Raw genomic sequence first — 16,468 nt, forward strand, 5'->3', positions numbered from 1 at the left:
TTGCGGGCGTTGTGAAATCGTAAGTATTTGATCTGTCACGCTTTCGAACCGGAAAAGTCTGCAACTTTTCCTGAAAGCGCTCCCCTAATTGCTGCGGCGACCCCGCTGCAGCAGCACGGCAAGAATGATGATGACGCCCTGGAACGCCCCGTTGAGGTAGGGGCTGATGAAACTTTGCAGGTTCAGGATGTTGCCGATGAGCCCGAGGATCACCACGCCCACCACAGTGCCCCAGATCCGGCCATAGCCGCCCTTGAGCGTGGTGCCGCCGATGATCACCGCGGCGATCGCTTCGAGCTCCCACAGCACACCCGTGGTGCTCGAGGCCGAGCCGAGCCGCGGCACGTAGAGCAGCACCGCGACGCCGACCAGGACGCCTTGCAGGATGTAGGTCAGCAGCCGCACGTTATCGACGTTGATCGAGGAATAGCGCGCCACCTGCTCGTTCGAGCCGATCGCCGCGCAATAGCGCCCGAAGGCGGTGCGGCGCATGACGATCTCGCCGCCGATCGCGACAACTGCGAACACGATGATCGGCCATGGCACGCCAAACAGCCCGTCGTAGTAGACCGGGCGATAGAGGTCGGCGACCTGGAAATTGAGCGACAGCGTGCCGCCATCGGCAAGGAAGGTGACCAACGAGCGGAAAATGCCCATGGTGCCGAGCGTCACGATGAACGCCTCGATGCGGCCGCGGGTGATCATCAGCCCGTTGCCGATGCCGGCGCCGCCGCCGACCACAAGGCCTGCCGCCATGCCGATCAGGACGACGCCCCAGGTGATGCCCATCGAGGGGATCAGCGAGTTCATCACGATGATCATGATGCCGGCGATCACCGCCGCCATCGAGCCGACCGACAGGTCTAGCCCGCCCGAGGTGATGACGAATGTCGCGCCAATGGCGATGATGCCGATGAACGACGAGCGCGCCAGCACATTGGTCAGGTTGGAGTAGCTGAGGAAATTCTCGTTGAGCGAGATGCCGAGCAGCACCAGCAGCGCCAGCGCCAGCAGCGGGCCTACGGTTTTCAGGTCGAGGCGAAAGCCGCTTGCCGGCTTCACCGTTGCGTCAGGTGCTGATGCGCTCATCATTCCCACTCTGCTTGATGCCTGCGGCGTACCGCATGATTTCCGCCTCGGTGATCTCGGCGCCTTCGAGAAGCCCGGCCATGCGGCCCTCGCGCATCACCACCACGCGGTGGCTGAGCCCGATCACTTCCTGCATTTCCGACGAGATCACGATGATCGATTTACCCTCGGCGGCCAGCGCCGCGATGATGTGGTAGATCTGCTGCTTGGTGCCGACGTCGATGCCGCGCGTCGGCTCATCCATGATGATGATGTCGGGCTCGGTCTCCATGGTCTTGCCCAGCATCAGCTTCTGCTGGTTGCCCCCCGAGAGGCGCCCGACCGCCACCGAGGGGTCGCGGGCCCGGATATCGAAGCGGCGCACGGCGCGATCGAGCGCCTTCTGCTCGCTGGCGAAATCGAGGAAGCCCGCCTTGAGGTGCTTGCCCAGCGTCAGCAGCGTCAGGTTCGGCCTGAGCCCCATATTGAGCAGCAGGCCTTTGCCCTTGCGATCCTTGGTCATGTAGGCGAGACCGGCGCTGACCGACTGCGCCACCCGCGTGAAGTTCACCGGCTTGCCGTTGACCTGCACCTCGCCCGCCGTGCGGTGCACCAGCCCGACGATCGCCTCGGCCACCGCCGTGCGACCCGAGCCGATCAGCCCGGCAAAGCCGAGGATCTCGCCGCGCCGCATGTCGAACGAAATGTTGCGCACCCCGGGCGCCTGGAGGTTGCGCACCGATAGCACCACCGGGGCGTCGACATCCGGCTCGTGCTTGGGCGGATAGAGGTTGGTGAGTTCGCGCCCGACCATCATCTGTGCCGCCGAATCCGGCGTCATCACTTCGGTGCCGACCGTGGCGATCAACTGTCCATCGCGCAACACCGTGACGCGCTTGGCCAGCGCCATCACCTCATCGAGCTTGTGCGAAATGAAGATGATGGCGACGCCGCGCGCCGTCAGCCGGCGGATCTGCTCGAACAGCGTCTCGGTCTCGCCTACCGACAGCACGGCGGTCGGCTCGTCCATGATCAGCACGCGGGCGTCGCGGCTGATTGCCTTGGCGATCTCGACCATCTGCTTGTCGGCGACCGACAGCGTGCTGATCCGCGCATCGGGATCGACATGGACATGCAGCGTCTCGAGGATCGAACGTGCCTTCGACCGCATCTCCGCGACATCGAGGAAGCCGAAGCGGCGGATCTCGCGGCCGAGGAAGATCGACTCCGCGACCGTCAAATGCTCGGCGAGGTTGAGCTCCTGGTGGATCAGGACGATCCCCATCGCCTCGGCCTGGCCGTTGGGCGGCAGCACCACCGGCTGCCCGTCGAACATCACGGTGCCGGAGCTCGGCTGCTCGATACCGCTGAGAATCTTGATGAGGGTCGATTTGCCCGCGCCGTTCTCGCCGATCAGCGCATGCACCTCGCCGCGCCTGACCTCGAAATCGACGCTGAACAGCACCGGGACGTCGTTGAACGACTTCGAAATCCGGCTTGCCGCGAGAACTGGCGGCGCTGACGCGTCAGCGGCGTGCGACATCGATGAGCCCTCCCCCGGGAAGCGGCCGGTTCCTCCTGGCTCTGCTTCCGTGATCGGTCATGTAAAGGTTTTCATGATCTATGTAAAGGTTTACATGGCACACCATTCGTGTAGCCTCGTGACGTGACGACTGGCAGAACCCGCGCCTTCTGATAAGGGATTCTGGGAGACCACCTCGCCGGCCGGCGGTGGACGGAGCAGCGCGTGCAGCAACAGAAACTGGCTACGATTGAAGACGTTGCGGCAATTGCCGGCGTTTCCATCGCTACCGTCAGCCGCGCCATCAACGAGCCCACCAAGGTCGCCGACGAGACGCGCCGCCGCGTCAACGAAGCCATCGCCCGCACCGGCTACACCACCAATGCCATGGCCCGGTCGCTGCGTATGCGGCGATCCAACATGATCCTGATTCTGGCGCCCGACGTCGGCGACCCGAACTTCTCCAACATCCTCGTCGGGCTCGAGACCGAAGCCAGCAAGCGCGGCTACGGCGTGTTGATCGGCAATACCCAGAACGATCCCGAGCGCGAGTCCGATTACCTGCGCGTGATCAGCTCCAACCAGGCCGACGGACTGATCCTTTTGACCGGCCACCTGCCCTTCGGCCACGCGCAACCCGGCCAGGAAACCCGACTGCCACCGATGGTCGCGGTAAACGAGCCGGTGCCCGACAGCGACATCCCGTTCGTCGGGGTCGACAATTTCGAGGGCTCGCGGCTCGCCGCCGAACACCTGATTTCGCAAGGGCACCGCCGCATCGCTTTCATCGGCCGCTCGAGCAGCCGGGCGGTGAACCAGTTGCGCGAGCGCGGCTATCGTGCCGCGCTCGAAGGCGCCGGCATCGCCATCGACCCGCTGCTGATCCTCGATGGAGACGGCACCACCGAGAGCGGCCGCCAGGCCACCGAGCACATGTTCGTCCGCGACGTGCTGCCCACGGCCTTCCTCTGCATCAACGACGCCACGGCGCTCGGGGTGATCATCGCGCTCACCGCCCGCCGCTATGACCTGCCGCGGCAGTTCTCGGTGATGGGGTTCGACGACATCTCGTTCGCCAGCTTCGTCACCCCCTCGCTCACCACCATGAAGCAGCCGCGTTTGCGGATCGGCGAAGCCGCCATGGACATGCTGCTCGGCCTGCTCGAAGGCAACCGCCCCGACCGCAACAGCATCCTGCTGCGGAGTGAGCTGATCGTACGAAATTCGGTGGCGCCACCACGCTCGTCGCTGCCTTAGGGCGCCCGCTAAAGGTGCAGTCAGCGGCCCTCCCCCGCTCGCGGAAGAGGGAATCCCGACTGCAAGTATCGCTGCTCAGCTCACCACCACCTGCGGCTCCCAGCTGGTGAGCAGGCCTTCCCACCCTGGGAACCATTCGAGCAGCAGCACCTGGATGTTGCGGTCCCACCCCAGCCAGATGGCGAGCGCCGTCAGCAACAGCACCACACCGAACACGCGCTGGATGGTCGCGGCATGGCTCTGGAACCAGCCGAGCCGGCGCACCAGTTGCCGGCCGCCCAACAGCACGGCGGCCATCGGCAGTGCCGTGCCGAGCGAGAAGGCAAGCGTCACCGCAATGGCGCCGAAACCCACCGACTGGTTGAGCGCCAGGGTGATCACCGCCGCCATGATCGGCCCGACACAGGGGCTCCAGGCCAGGCCGAGCCCGAGACCCACCGCCACGCCGCCGCCGAAGCCGGTGCCCTGGCTGGCCGGCGCCCGCCCGGCAAGTCCGCTCGCCAGCCGCTCGAACTGCAATTGCAGCCCGGGAATGATCAGCACCAGGCCGAAGATGGCAAGGACCACGGCACTCAGCGTGCGGTTGATGTCGGGCGGCACACCGAGCAGCCGCACCAGCGTACTCAGCGCCAGCGTTGCAACAGTGAACGCCAGGACGAAGCCGACGATCACGCCGACCGGGCGCGCCCTGCCCTCCTGCGTCGCCGTCGCCAGGATCATCGGCAACAGCGGCAGCACGCAGGGCGAGAGGATGGTGATGACGCCCGCGACGAAGGCGAGCGCGACAGTTGCCAGCATCAGCGGTCAGAGCGCGCTGGTATGGGCGTTGAGGCCGTTGACCCCACCGCTGTTCCAGATGTCGACGCCCCTGCCGTCCTTATCGAGCAAAACGAACGTATCCTGGTAGGTGACGCCGAAGCGGGCCTTCAGCGCCTGCTCCTTGTCATAGTCGGCGATCACCAGCGTCAGGCCCGGGTTGACCTCGTCCCAGCGGGCGTTGAGCTCGGTCACCGTGGCCCGGCAGTTCGGGCACCAGGCGGCATAGAAGAACACCACCGTCGTTCCCTTGGCGGCGAGCTCGGCGAGCTGGGCATCGCCTTCATAGGAGAGCACCTGCGAAGCAGGCGCTGCAGCGACCGCATCTTCCGCGATCACCGGAGCGATTGTGGCAGGCAGCAGCAGGAACAGGGAGGTGAGAAGCAGGCGGAACAATGGGCGCATGAAATGGTTTTCCGGCACGACAAGCCGTCGATTTGATCGGCATTATCGCCTGCACCCGCGCCTATGCCTATGGGCTCGCAAGGAAATTGATTGCCGCGCCGCCCGCGCACGGCGACGGAAATTCCTGCCGCGCCCCGCAATTTGGAAAGGTGTCGGCAGCATCGGATGGGGCGATACGACTATGATGCGGGCAAGTTCATGCTCGAGAGTGAGAATACTTCAATGCGTTTCAACGTCTTCGCCACTGCGCTCGTCATTGGCCTCGCCGCCGCGGGTAGCGCCCATGCCGCGCGGCTGACCGACCAGCCCCTCGTCGACGCCGCCTGGCTCAACAGCCAGCTTGGCAAGCCCGACCTGGTGATCATCGACATCCGCGACACTCCCAAGGATGGCACCGCGCCTTATGCCGCCGGCCACGTGCCCGGTTCGGTGGAAGCGCAGTACGCCGCCTATGGCTGGCGCGCCAAGATCGACGGCGCTCCGGGCCTGCTCCCCAAGCTCGAGGACATCTCGGCCAAGATCGCCGCGCTCGGCGTCAGCGACGATACCCAGGTGGTGATCGTGCCGGCCGGCAGCGACGTTGCCGAATTCGGCGGCGCTACCCGCGTCTACTGGACCTTCAAGGTGCTCGGCCACGATAACGTCACCGTGCTCGACGGCGGCTACAAGGCCTGGGCCGATGCGGGCCAGCCGGTCTCGACCGACGCCGTCACCCCCGTAGCCGGCAGCTTCACTGCAAAGCCGCGGCCGGAACTGCGCGCCGAAGTGGCTGAAGTCGAAGAGGCGATCGCCAGCGACACCAACCTGATCGACGCCCGTGCGGTGGCCCAGTTCATCGGCAAGGAAAAGACCAACACGGTGCAGTCGCTCGGCACCATCCCCACCGCGGTGAACCTCAACTTCGACAAGTTCTGGGACAAGGACGCCGGCAAGTTCGCGTCCAAGGCGACGATCGATGCGCTGGTGCAGCAGGCCGGTGTCACCGACACCAATGGCCTGATCACCTTCTGCAACACCGGTCACCTCGCCTCGATCGCCTGGTTCGGCCTCTCCGAGGTCGCCGGCCTCAAGGGCGTGCGCCTCTACGACGGCTCGATGTCGCAGTGGACCCTCGACCCGGCTCGCCCGGTGGTCGTCCAGAACTAATTCCTCTTCTACCAATCGGTTAGAGCGCCCGAGATTGCGGTCTCGGGCGCTGCCGTTTACGACAAGTCGTTGACGGCCCGCATAGGATCAATTTTCCCGTGACAGACATCAGCGCCTCCCCACCGGCTCCCTCCTTCAGCTGGCCGAAACTCGATCGCGGTCCGGTCATCGTGGCACTCGCCATGTTCGTGATCGGCAGCGTGGTGATCGGCCAGGTGGTCGACCTGCGCCAGACCGTGCTGTTCCTGATCGGCGGCCTGCTCGGCGCGACGCTCTATCACGCCTCGTTCGGCTTCACCGGCGGCTGGCGCCGGCTGGTGGTGGAGAAACGCGGCGCCGCCGTGCGCGCCCAGATGCTGATGGTCGCGATTGCCGCCGTGGTCTTCATTCCGCTGCTGGCCGGCGGCACCGCCTTTGGTCGCCCGCTCGCCGGCGCCGTGGCCCCGGTCGGCGTTTCGGTGCTGGTCGGCGCCGGAATCTTCGGGCTCGGCATGCAGCTGGGCGGCGGCTGCGGCTCGGGCACCCTGTTCACCGTCGGCGGCGGCAGCGCCCGTATGCTGGTGACCTTGGCCGCCTTCATCTTCGGCGCCCTGATCGGCACGGCCCACCTCCCCTGGTGGCTGGCGCAGCCGTCGCTCCCCAGCATCAGCCTCGGCACCAGCCTCGGCGCGCCGCTGGCCGTTATCGTGACGCTCGCCGGACTCGCCGCCATCGCCGGGATCACCGTACTGATCGAACGCCGCGCCCATGGCGGGCTCGAACAGGCATCGAAGCCGAAGACCCAAGGGCTGTCGCGCCTGCTGCAGGGGCCGTGGCCACTGGTCGGCGCCGCGGTCCTGCTGGCGCTGCTCAATATCGCCACGCTGCTGATTGCCGGGCACCCCTGGTCGATCACCTATGGCTTTGGCCTCTGGGGCGCCAAGCTCGCCCAGTCGGTCGGCGTGCCGGTCGAAACCTGGACGTTCTGGACCGCCCCGGCCCAGGCCCAGGCGCTTGGCCGCAGCGTGCTGTTCGACATCACTTCGGTGATGGATTTCGGCATCCTGCTCGGCGCGGCTTTGGCCGCCGGGCTCGCCGGCAAGTTCGCGCCCAAGGCCGCCCTGCCGCTCAAATCGGCGCTGGCCGCGGTGATCGGCGGCCTGCTGATGGGGTACGGCGCCCGGCTGTCGTTCGGCTGCAATATCGGCGCGCTGTTCAGCGGCATCGCCTCGGGGAGCCTGCATGGCTGGGTCTGGTTCGCCGCCGCCTTCGCCGGCAGCTTTGTCGGCATCGCGCTGCGTCCGGTTTTTGGTCTCGACGGGTTCAAGAAATGAGCGGTTCGCGTAACACCCTGCTGTTCGGCGCCGCGCTGCTCGCCGCCACTGCGGCCGTCGCAGCCGACCACGTCACCCGCGGCAGCGGCGCAGCCGCCCCCGCGGCGGTCACCGCGGGCGCCGACGCTGCCTCCAACCCCTGCGCCGCGGCCTCGCCCTGCGCGGCTGAATCGCCCTGCGCCGCATCCTCGCCGTGCGCCGCAGCTTCGCCTTGCGCGGCGGCCGCACCCTGCGCCGCGGCGGCTCCCTGCGCAGCTGCAGCTCCGTGCGCCGCGGCTGCTCCGTGTGCTGCTGCAGCCCCGTGCGCCGCAGCCGCGCCCTGTGCGGCGGGCAGCCTCTGATGGCCGACGCCGCGGATCGGCTTCGCGCGGCGCAGGAAGCGCTGTTCTGCGAGCAGGTGCTGCTGAAAGGCGGTGACAACGTGCTGCGCGCCACCCTGCGCGATGCACCGGTGGTCGCCTGGAGCCACTACCCGCCGGGCGACGTCTACGACCCCGCCTCCGGCGGCCAGTGGTACTATCATTGCCACCTGCCACCGGCCGAGGCCGAGCATGGCCACTTCCATTGCTTCGTACGCCCCGACGGCAAGGATGGTCCGGTGCATCACCTGATCGCTGTCGGCGTCGATGCGCATGGCCGCCTGCAGCGACTGTTCACCGTCAACCAGTGGGTGGTCGGCGACAGCTGGCTCGATGCCGAACCGAGCATCGCCCTGCTCGATCGCTTCGACATTGAGATGCCGCAGCCGTCCTACCTGACCAACCGCTGGCTGAGCGCCATCCTCCGGCTCTACGCCGATGAGATCGCGACGCTGATCCGGCAGCGCGACGCGACCCTCGCGGCGCGCCAGGTGCCGGGTGGCGCACCGATCCGCGACGATCGCACGCTGGAGGTGACGTCGGAACTCCGCGTCGACCTGCCGGCCACGCTCCGAGCCCTCGGCGCATGACAGAGCTCTCGATCAGCGTCTCCGAGGCGCCAGCGGCCGAGGATCTCGCGCTCATCGGCGGCCGTCTGACCGCCTTCAACGAAGCCGATGTCGGGCCCGCCGACCGCCGGCCACTTGCGGTCGTCGTCCGCGATGAGGCCGGCAGCATCGTCGCCGGCATTTCCGGCTACACCGCCTGGGGCTGGCTCTATGTGCAGTGGCTGTGGGTCGCGGAAGCACAGCGCGGCGCCGGCCTCGCCGGCCGCATGCTGACAGCGGCCGAAACCGAAGCACGAACCCGCGGCTGCCATGGCGCCTATATCGATACCTTCAGCCCGGTGGCGCTGAAGACGTACCAGCGGGCGGGGTACGTGCCGTTCGGCGCGCTCGAGAATTTTCCCGAGGGGCGGACACGAACGTTCTTGCAGAAGCGGCTTTAGTCTGGCGCTGGTGCGGGCTGACCCCCACCCTTGGTCCCTCCCCGCAAGGGGGAGGGAGACGACGGAACCGCGATGCCAGTGTAGGGGTCTCCCTCCGCCGTGCGGGGAAGGGGACAGGGTTGGGGGTCCACAGCCACCAGCGACAGCGTCTACTCGCTTAAGCCGCCAACCGCCCACCCAGCAGCGGATGCGGCGCGCCCGTCGTCGTCGGAAAGCTGATCGGCAGGCTGCGCAGCACCCGCACGGCGAGAAACGCAAAGCACTCGGCCTCGATCGCATCGCCGCGCCAGCCGACGGTTTCCGCCGGGGCCGCGTCGACGCCGGCCCGGGCCTTCAGCATCTCCATCATCAGCGGGTTATGCCGCCCGCCGCCCGAAACGATCAGCTTCTTCGGGCGCGTCGGCAACAGGTCCAGCCCCTTGCCGACGGCGGCGGCAGTGAAGGCGGTGAGGGTCGCCGCGCCGGTGGCCGGGTCGAGCCCGTCGGCCATTGCCGAAGTGAAATCGAAGCGGTCGAGCGATTTGGGCGGCGGCGCGCTGAGATAAGGGTGCTGCAGCAGCTTTGCGAGCCGCGCCTCGTCGACGGTGCCGCTCCGCGCCAGAGCTCCGTCGCGATCCATCTCGCCCAGCCCATGCGCCTTCATGAAGTCATTGAGCGGCGCATTGGCCGGACCGGTATCGAAGGCGACCAGCCGGTCGGCGCCATCCCAATAGGTGACGTTGGCGACGCCGCCGAGGTTGAGCACCGCCGTCTCGCCATGCGTACCGAGCCCGCGTAGCAGCGCCTGGTGGTAGATCGCGGCGAGCGGCGCGCCCTGCCCGCCGGCGCGCACATCGGCCGAGCGGAAGTCATAGGCGACCTTCACTCCGAGCAGCCGGTGCATCAGCTCGCCATCGCCGAGCTGCCGGGTGGCGCCGATCCGTCCCGGCTGCGGCGCCCGGTGCAGCACCGATTGGCCGTGAAAGCCGACGACGCCGATATCGGCCATGCTGAGCCCGGCGCTTTCGACCAACTGCTTCACCGCCGCCGACTGCGCCCGGGTCAGCATCTCCTCGGCCTTGGCGAAGATCGCCGGGTCGGGGCCGTCGAAATTCCATTTGCGCGCCGCCGCCAGAGTCTCTTCAAGCGTGTCGCGGATCGCCTGTGGATAGGGCGCCAGCGTGTAGGCGCCGAAGCGCTCGATGCTCTCGCCGTCGGTTTTCAGCAGCGCCACGTCGATATTGCCGTCGAGCACGGTGCCGGTCATCAAGCCCACGGCCCAGATCGGTGCTGGCATTGCGGTCTCCTCCTCGGAGCGTTTTCAGGAACAGTTGCAGACTTTTCCGGTTCGAAAGCGCGACAAAACAAAAAGATCTGGAGCGTTTCGGCGTTTCATTGAAACGCTGAAGCGCTCTAGTTCTCGTTGACCAGATCGCCCACCGCGCGGCGCAGCGCGATGATGCCGCTGTCGAAATGCCGGGTCGGGTGCACGCGGTTGGTGAGCAGCGTCCAGGCCCGTCCCGTGGCGAAATCGATCCACAGGCCCGTGCCGGTAAAGCCGGTATGGCCGATGGTCTCGGCCGAACAGCGATCGCCGCCCGACCAGCCCTCATAGGGGCGTTCCCAGCCATGGGTGCGGCGCGGCGACAGCGCGGTGCGCATCAGCGCGATGCTGCCGGGCGCCGCGCCGGTGCCGGAGAGCAGGCCCTGCGCATAGTCGAGCACCGAGCTGGCAGTGCCGAACAGTCCGGCATGGCCGGAGCCCTGCAGCGCGTAGCAGTTCTCGTCATGCACTTCGCCGACGATGACCCGGCCGCGCCAGGCGTCCCGCTCGGTGGCGGCGCTCAACTGCGGGTCAGCCGACCAGCCGAAGCCTGGACCCGGGTCCTGCTGGCGGATCAGCTTGCCGCTCAACCGTTCGAGCGCGATGCCGAGCAGGATGAAGTTAATATCGGAATAGACCGGCGGCCCCGCCTGCCACTCGTTCTGCAGCACCCAGGCGCGCAATAGGTTGGGGTCGCTCCCATAGGTATAGATCGGCACCACGCCCGGAAACGGCGTCTGGTGACCGAGGCACTGCCGGAAGCTGAGTTTCCGCTCCCAGCTATTGTCCGGGTTGTACTGCCGGAAGTCGGGGATCACCGAGGTCAGCGGCGCATCGAGATCGATCGTTCCCGCCGCCGCCAGTTCCAGGATGCGCGGTGTGGTGAAGATCACCTTGGTGAGCGAGGCGAGATCGAACCAGGTATTGTCCGTCATCGGCCGCTCGGCCGGCACCAGCTGCGCCGAACCGATCGAGCGCACGGCGCGGGTGCCGTCGCGGTCGACGACGCCCAGCACTCCGCCGGGAATGCGCTTCGCCGCCACCGCCGCCTGCAACGGCGCGAAAGCCCGATCGAGAACAGCATCGAGACTCATGCACCTTCCTCCACACGCACGCGATGATCGTCGCCCGCCTCACGCCATTTGGCGGCTGGCGGCTCGAACCCTGATGGACGCACCAGCGAGGGCACCTGGGTCACGTCCACGGCAAAGTGCTGCCGCCGCCGTTCGATCGCCGGTACTGCCGCAATCAGCCGCCTGGTGTAGCTGTGCTGCGGCGCGCCGAGCACTGCCGCCGCCTTGCCGATCTCGACGATCTGGCCGGCATACATCACCGCCACCCGGTGGGCGATGCGCTCTACCACCGCCATGTCATGCGAGATGAACAGGTAGGCGAGGCCGAATTCGCGCTGCAGGTCGATCAAGAGGTCGAGCACCCGCGCCTGCACGCTCACATCGAGCGCCGACACCGCCTCGTCCAGCACCACCACATCCGGGTTCAGCATCAGCGCCCGCGCAATGCAGAGCCGCTGCCGCTGCCCGCCCGAGAACTGATGCGGATAGCGCGTCAGCGCTTCCTTGCTCAGCCCCACGCGCTCCAGCAGGCTGACCATCCGCTCGCGCAGCTTGGCATCGAGCCGCTGGCCGGCGGCGATTGCCGGCTCGGCCAGCAGGGCCTCGACATTGAGCCGCGGGTTGAGCGAGGCATAGGGATCCTGGAACACCATTTGTACCGGCCGGCCGCTGCGGCCGGCTTTCGCCTCGATCCGCCCACGCGTCGCCTTGACGAGCCCGAGGATGGCGCGCGCCGTGGTCGATTTGCCTGAGCCGCTTTCGCCTACAATGGCGAGGGTCTCGCCCGGCCTCAAATCGAAATCCACCCCGTCGACCGCGTGCACCGCACCAGCCCGTCGCCGGAACAGCCCCTTCGTCACCGGAAAGCGCACCGCCAGATTGTCGACCGTGACGATTGGCGCCGCGGCGCGCGCCCCGCCATCGCTCCGCACCGCGCTGCCCGAGGTGAAATGCGGCACCGCCTTGAGCAGATGCTGGGTGTAGGGGTGCTGCGGATTGTCGAGCACGGTATCGAGCGCACCCTGCTCCACCGCCACCCCGTGCTGCATCACCATGATGTCGTCGGCAATGCCGGCGACCAGCCCGATATCGTGGGTGATGAAGATCATCGCCATGCCAAGCTCTTCGCGGAGTTCGGCGAGCAGCGCCATGATCTGCGCCTGCACGGTGACGTCGAGCGCCGTGGTCGGCTCGTCCGCGATCAGCAGCCGCGGGTTGCCCGCCAGCACCATGGCGATCATCACCCGCTGCCGCATGCCGCCCGACAGCTGGTGCGGATAGTAGGTCAATCGCTGCGCCGCATCGGGAATGCGCACCCGCTCCAGCGCCTCGCGGGCGGCGCGCGTTGCGTCGGCTCCGACGAGGCCGCGGCTGAGCCGGAAGGCCTCCTCGATCTGCGTCCCGACGGTGTGCACCGGGTTGAGCGAGGTCATCGGCTCCTGGAAGATCATGCCGATCTCCCGGCCGCGGATGCGCTGCAGCACCGGCTCATCGGCCGCGGTGATGTCGACCGCCGTGCCATCGGCGCGCTGCAGGGTGATCGACCCGCCGGTGATGCGGCCGCCGCCGAAATCGACCAGCCGGTTGACCGACAGCGCCGTCACCGACTTGCCCGAGCCGCTCTCGCCGACAATGGCGAGCGTCTTGCCGACCGCGAGCTCGAAGCTCACGCCCTTCACCACCTCGTTGGCCTGGGGGTCGCGACCGAAACCGACATGCAGGTCGCGCACATTGAGCAGCATACTCATGCGCTTCTCCCTTGCGTGCGCGGGTCGAGGATGTCGCGCAGCGCGTCACCGAGGAGATTAAAGCCGAGGATGGCGAGCATGATGGTGAGGCCGGGGAAGATCATCAGCCACGGCGCGCGCGTCATCATCGACTTGCTCTCGGCTAGCATCACCCCGAGCGACGGCGCCGGCGGCTGCGTGCCGAGCCCGAGGAAGCTCAGGCCGGATTCGGTCAGCAGCGCCCAGGCCAGCGCCAGGGTGATCTGCACCGTCAGCGGCGCGACGAGGTTGAGCAGCAGATGCCGCGTCAGGATGTAGCCCTGCGAACTGCCGAAGGTGCGCGCCGCTTCGACGAACTCGCGCCCCTTGAGCGCCAGCGCCGGTGCGCGCACCACGCGGGCGAAGATCGGGGTGTAGACGATGCCGATCGCGACGATGCTGGTCACCATGCCGGCACCCTCGATCGCGACGATCAGCAGCGCCAGCAGGATGGCCGGGAAGGCCAGCAGCACATCCATGGTCCGCATCAGCACGCCGTCCCACAGATGGCCCCACCAGGCGGCAAACAGACCGATGATCGTCCCGGCGGTCGCCGCGACGGTGACCGAGGCGAAGGAGACGAGGAACGACTCGCTGATCCCCAGCATCAGGCGGCTGAACGTGTCGCGGCCGAGCAGGTCCGTGCCGAACCAGTAGGTGAGGCTCGGTGGCTTCAACCGGTCGACGACGAACTGCTTCAGCGGATTGTGCGGCGTGAGGCCGACCGCCCCCAACCCGGCCAGCACCAGGAAAACCAGGATGATCGCCGCGCCGATGCGGCCGCTGGGATGGCGCAGCACGGCCTTGAGCAACGCCATCACTTGCCTCCCAGCCGGATGCGCGGGTCGAGCGCCGCATAGGCAAGATCGACCAGCAGGTTCACGACGAGGAAGTTGAGGGCGATGAACAGCACGGCGCCCTGCACCAGCGGATAGTCGCGCTGGCTGATCGCATCGAGCGTCAGCCGGCCGAGGCCCGGCAGCGCGAAGATCTGCTCGACGATCACTGCGCCACCCAACAGATAGCCGAACTCGACGCCGGACAGCGTCACCACCGGGATCAGCGCATTGGGCAAGGCGTGCTTCCAGACCACATCGCGCTGTGAGGCGCCCTTACTGCGGGCCGTGCGCACATAGTCGTCGCTCAGCACATCGAGCATGGCCGAGCGCGAGATGCGCGTCACGGCCGCCGCAAAGCTGAGGCCCAGCGTGATCGCCGGCAGGATCATCTGGCTGAGATTGCCGATCGGATCGGCGAACAGCGGGGTGAAGGAGCCCATCGCCGGGAGCATGCGGAAGGTCACCGAGAGGAAATAGATCAGCACCAGCCCGACGACGAAACTCGGCGTCGATTGCCCGAGCATCGCAAACAGCCGCACCGCGAGGTCGGAGGGGCGGTCGGCACGCGTCGCGGCGAACACGCCGGCCGGGATGCCGACAGCCAGCGAGATCACCATGGACAGCAGCGCCAGCTCGAGGGTGAGCGGAAAGCGCGCGAGGATCACCTCGAGCACCGGCTTGCCATAGGTCACCGAGATGCCGAGGTTGCCTTCGAACAGCCCGGCCAGCCAGCGGCCGTACTGCACGATAATCGGCTGATCGAGGCCGAAATAGGCTTCCAGCGAGGCGCGCTGCGCATCGGTCAGCAGCCCCGCTTCGGTACCCAGCATGGCGATGATCGCATCGCCGGGCACCAGCCGGATGGCAAAGAACACCAGCAGCGATACGCCCAGCAAGACCAGCGGGAACGTCAGCAGCCGTTGCGTAAGATAGTTCATGTCGGCTGCACCCTGCCTTTGGCGAGGCGGGCCCTTGGCCCGCCTCTAGCGCTTTATCTACTGAGCCAGCGTCACCTTGCTCAGGGCGAACAGCAGGTTGCTCGGGTTGATCTCATAACCCTTCACGCTGTCGAGGTTCGCCGTGTAGGTCACGGTGCTGGAAATCCATACCCACGGGGCCTGTTCGGCGAGGCGCGCCTCGAACTGCTGGAAGATCGGCTTGCGCTTGGCCACGTCGGTTTCGACCCGGCCTTCCTGCAACAGCTTGTCGAGCTCGGCATCGGTGAAGTTGGACACCTTCACCAGGTTGCCGTCCTTGGTGAAGTAGCGATTGTACATCGGATACGGGTCCGGACGGCCGCCGTTCTGCGCCACCGCCATGTCGAAATCGCCCTTCAGCCAGGTGTCGACATAGACCTTGAGATCCATGGTCTTGATGTTGAGCTTGACGCCGATCGCGGCGAGCTGGCTCTGCAGCACCTGCGCCTCGTTGGCGGCATAGGGCGGCTCGCCAGTGGCCGCGATCACGTCGACCGAGAAGCCGGCTTCCTGGCCCGCTTCCTTCATCAGCGCCTTGGCCTTTTCGACGTCCTGCGTGTAGCAGAACAGGCTCGAGGGATCCGACGCGTAGGCTTGCATGGTCAGCGGCCCGGTGACCTTGCCTTCGCCCACCAGCGCAGTGTCGATGATTTCCTGCCGGTTGACGGCACAGGAAATGGCCTGCCGCACCTTGAGATTGTCCATCGGCGGCCGCGACGGGTTCATCTGCAGTACGTTATAGGCGAGCCCCGGGATGCGGTTGAGCGTCATCCCCTGCTCGCCCGGAATGAGCGTCGCGATGGTCGGGTCGTTGAACAGCGCGAAGTCGGTCTGGTTGGCGCGCATCGAGTCGATGATGGCGCTCTCGCTCGGCAGCACCGAGATGGTGATGCCGTCGATGCCGACCTTGCCGCCGGCCCAGTTCGGGTTGGCGCTCAGCACGTCCTTCACGTTCGGCTCCCACTCGTCGAGCGTGAACGGGCCCGAGCCGATCGCTTTGGTGCCGATGCTGCCATCGGCGATGGCGCTGGCCGGAACGATCGAGGCATTGGTGCCCGACATGGCGACGAGGATCGGCGCGTCCGGCTGGCTCAGGTGGAACACCACGGTCTGCGGATCGGGCGTATCGATCGAGGCGATCGAGGTGAAGTTGGCGCGTGCCGCCGCGGCGGTCGCCTCATCGAGCAGGCGCTCGTAGGACGCCTTGACGTCGGCGGAGGTCACCGCATCGCCGGTCGAGAACTTCGCATTGGGATCGAGCTTGAAGGTGAGGGTCAGCCCGTCGGCCGAGAATTCCCAGCTCGTGGCGATCGCAGGCCCGACATTGTACTGCGCGTCGAGCCGCACCAGCGGCTCATAGACCAGCTCGAGCAGGCGCAGCGACGAGAATGCCGTCTGCTTGTGCGGGTCGAGCCCGGTCGCATCCTGCGACCACGCCATGCGCAGGTTCGCAGCCTGCACGGGCACGGCCAAGGCGGTAGTCAGCGTTGCCGCGACGGCAAGGCCGGCAAGCAAGCGTTTGGTGTTGGTCGAATACATGGTGTTTCCCTCTCTGTTTCAGTCCGGGCCAGTCGCGACGGCGCCGCTCCAGCCAGTCGTTAGGTCGTCGTCTACT

15 protein-coding genes are annotated in these 16,468 nt (G+C 66.9%); 5 read left to right on the top strand and 10 right to left on the bottom strand.

All coding sequences use genetic code 11. From position 1 onward, the window contains the following. Positions 1 to 84: 84 nt before the first annotated feature. Positions 85 to 1,089, bottom strand: a complete 1,005-nt coding sequence (locus AC1ROK_RS00815; protein WP_492844650.1) for an ABC transporter permease — start codon at positions 1,087 to 1,089, stop codon at positions 85 to 87. After that, complete coding sequence (locus AC1ROK_RS00820; RefSeq protein ID WP_492842875.1) at positions 1,070 to 2,611, bottom strand: sugar ABC transporter ATP-binding protein; 1,542 nt, start codon at positions 2,609 to 2,611, stop codon at positions 1,070 to 1,072. The genes AC1ROK_RS00815 and AC1ROK_RS00820 overlap by 20 nt, the downstream gene beginning before the upstream one ends. Before the next feature lie 204 nt (positions 2,612 to 2,815). On the opposite strand from AC1ROK_RS00820, the gene AC1ROK_RS00825 reads away from it, so the two are divergent. Next, entirely contained in the window at positions 2,816 to 3,847 is a 1,032-nt protein-coding gene (locus AC1ROK_RS00825) for a LacI family DNA-binding transcriptional regulator (protein WP_492842877.1), read from the top strand. A 75-nt stretch (positions 3,848 to 3,922) separates the two neighbouring features. On the opposite strand, the gene AC1ROK_RS00830 is transcribed toward AC1ROK_RS00825, so the two are convergent. Further along, positions 3,923 to 4,645 carry a cytochrome c biogenesis CcdA family protein gene (locus tag AC1ROK_RS00830; protein WP_492842879.1) on the bottom strand — a complete coding sequence of 241 codons (723 nt, stop codon included), beginning with the start codon at positions 4,643 to 4,645 and terminating at the stop codon, positions 3,923 to 3,925. Positions 4,646 to 4,651: 6 nt separating this feature from the next. Then, positions 4,652 to 5,068, bottom strand: a complete 417-nt coding sequence (locus AC1ROK_RS00835; protein ID WP_492842881.1) for a thioredoxin family protein — start codon at positions 5,066 to 5,068, stop codon at positions 4,652 to 4,654. 222 nt (positions 5,069 to 5,290) lie between these two features. Between AC1ROK_RS00835 and AC1ROK_RS00840 the strand changes: the two genes are divergently transcribed. The 4 genes from AC1ROK_RS00840 to AC1ROK_RS00855 all read left to right on the top strand — a co-directional run bounded on the left by AC1ROK_RS00840 (position 5,291) and on the right by AC1ROK_RS00855 (position 8,895). Next, positions 5,291 to 6,214, top strand: coding sequence for a sulfurtransferase (locus AC1ROK_RS00840; RefSeq protein ID WP_492842883.1), 924 nt, complete (start codon positions 5,291 to 5,293; stop codon positions 6,212 to 6,214). A 98-nt stretch (positions 6,215 to 6,312) separates the two neighbouring features. After that, a complete protein-coding gene (locus AC1ROK_RS00845) occupies positions 6,313 to 7,527 on the top strand; it encodes a YeeE/YedE family protein (protein ID WP_492842885.1) in 1,215 nt (404 codons plus the stop codon). Between the two features lie 340 nt (positions 7,528 to 7,867). After that, positions 7,868 to 8,476, top strand: a complete 609-nt coding sequence (locus tag AC1ROK_RS00850; RefSeq protein WP_492842887.1) for a DUF6969 family protein — start codon at positions 7,868 to 7,870, stop codon at positions 8,474 to 8,476. Further along, entirely contained in the window at positions 8,473 to 8,895 is a 423-nt protein-coding gene (locus AC1ROK_RS00855; protein ID WP_492842889.1) for a GNAT family N-acetyltransferase, read from the top strand. Before AC1ROK_RS00850 ends, AC1ROK_RS00855 begins: the two co-directional genes overlap by 4 nt. A 157-nt stretch (positions 8,896 to 9,052) precedes the next feature. On the opposite strand, the gene AC1ROK_RS00860 is transcribed toward AC1ROK_RS00855, so the two are convergent. The 6 genes from AC1ROK_RS00860 to AC1ROK_RS00885 form a co-directional block, all read right to left on the bottom strand. Further along, the gene (locus AC1ROK_RS00860; RefSeq protein ID WP_492842891.1) at positions 9,053 to 10,171 is read right to left on the bottom strand and encodes an anhydro-N-acetylmuramic acid kinase; all 1,119 of its coding nucleotides are present in this window, start codon (positions 10,169 to 10,171) and stop codon (positions 9,053 to 9,055) included. Between the two features lie 116 nt (positions 10,172 to 10,287). Beyond that, the gene (locus AC1ROK_RS00865; RefSeq protein ID WP_492842893.1) at positions 10,288 to 11,292 is read right to left on the bottom strand and encodes a serine hydrolase domain-containing protein; all 1,005 of its coding nucleotides are present in this window, start codon (positions 11,290 to 11,292) and stop codon (positions 10,288 to 10,290) included. Further along, on the bottom strand, positions 11,289 to 13,019 hold the full coding sequence (locus tag AC1ROK_RS00870; protein ID WP_492842895.1) for an ABC transporter ATP-binding protein: 1,731 nt from the start codon (positions 13,017 to 13,019) through the stop codon (positions 11,289 to 11,291). Before AC1ROK_RS00870 ends, AC1ROK_RS00865 begins: the two co-directional genes overlap by 4 nt. Continuing rightward, complete coding sequence (locus tag AC1ROK_RS00875) at positions 13,016 to 13,855, bottom strand: ABC transporter permease (RefSeq protein WP_492842897.1); 840 nt, start codon at positions 13,853 to 13,855, stop codon at positions 13,016 to 13,018. Before AC1ROK_RS00875 ends, AC1ROK_RS00870 begins: the two co-directional genes overlap by 4 nt. Next, positions 13,855 to 14,814 (bottom strand): ABC transporter permease, encoded by a 960-nt coding sequence (locus AC1ROK_RS00880; protein WP_492842899.1) that lies wholly within the window; start codon positions 14,812 to 14,814, stop codon positions 13,855 to 13,857. The genes AC1ROK_RS00875 and AC1ROK_RS00880 overlap by 1 nt, the downstream gene beginning before the upstream one ends. Positions 14,815 to 14,871: 57 nt before the next feature. Then, complete coding sequence (locus tag AC1ROK_RS00885; protein WP_492842901.1) at positions 14,872 to 16,392, bottom strand: ABC transporter substrate-binding protein; 1,521 nt, start codon at positions 16,390 to 16,392, stop codon at positions 14,872 to 14,874. Positions 16,393 to 16,468: the final 76 nt, after the last annotated feature.

It is taken from the genome of Devosia sp. GW821-FHT12F11 (assembly GCF_058806655.1).

Bases quoted from the DNA above. Each gene is read 5' to 3' on its own strand.
- AC1ROK_RS00815 (WP_492844650.1), bottom strand. From the start codon at position 1,089: ATGAGCGCATCAGCACCTGACGCAACGGTGAAGCCGGCAAGCGGCTTT.
- AC1ROK_RS00820 (WP_492842875.1), bottom strand. From the start codon at position 2,611: ATGTCGCACGCCGCTGACGCGTCAGCGCCGCCAGTTCTCGCGGCAAGC.
- AC1ROK_RS00830 (WP_492842879.1), bottom strand. From the start codon at position 4,645: ATGCTGGCAACTGTCGCGCTCGCCTTCGTCGCGGGCGTCATCACCATC.
- AC1ROK_RS00835 (WP_492842881.1), bottom strand. From the start codon at position 5,068: ATGCGCCCATTGTTCCGCCTGCTTCTCACCTCCCTGTTCCTGCTGCTG.
- AC1ROK_RS00840 (WP_492842883.1), top strand. From the start codon at position 5,291: ATGCGTTTCAACGTCTTCGCCACTGCGCTCGTCATTGGCCTCGCCGCC.
- AC1ROK_RS00850 (WP_492842887.1), top strand. From the start codon at position 7,868: ATGGCCGACGCCGCGGATCGGCTTCGCGCGGCGCAGGAAGCGCTGTTC.
- AC1ROK_RS00855 (WP_492842889.1), top strand. From the start codon at position 8,473: ATGACAGAGCTCTCGATCAGCGTCTCCGAGGCGCCAGCGGCCGAGGAT.
- AC1ROK_RS00860 (WP_492842891.1), bottom strand. From the start codon at position 10,171: ATGCCAGCACCGATCTGGGCCGTGGGCTTGATGACCGGCACCGTGCTC.
- AC1ROK_RS00865 (WP_492842893.1), bottom strand. From the start codon at position 11,292: ATGAGTCTCGATGCTGTTCTCGATCGGGCTTTCGCGCCGTTGCAGGCG.
- AC1ROK_RS00870 (WP_492842895.1), bottom strand. From the start codon at position 13,019: ATGAGTATGCTGCTCAATGTGCGCGACCTGCATGTCGGTTTCGGTCGC.
- AC1ROK_RS00875 (WP_492842897.1), bottom strand. From the start codon at position 13,855: ATGGCGTTGCTCAAGGCCGTGCTGCGCCATCCCAGCGGCCGCATCGGC.
- AC1ROK_RS00880 (WP_492842899.1), bottom strand. From the start codon at position 14,814: ATGAACTATCTTACGCAACGGCTGCTGACGTTCCCGCTGGTCTTGCTG.
- AC1ROK_RS00885 (WP_492842901.1), bottom strand. From the start codon at position 16,392: ATGTATTCGACCAACACCAAACGCTTGCTTGCCGGCCTTGCCGTCGCG.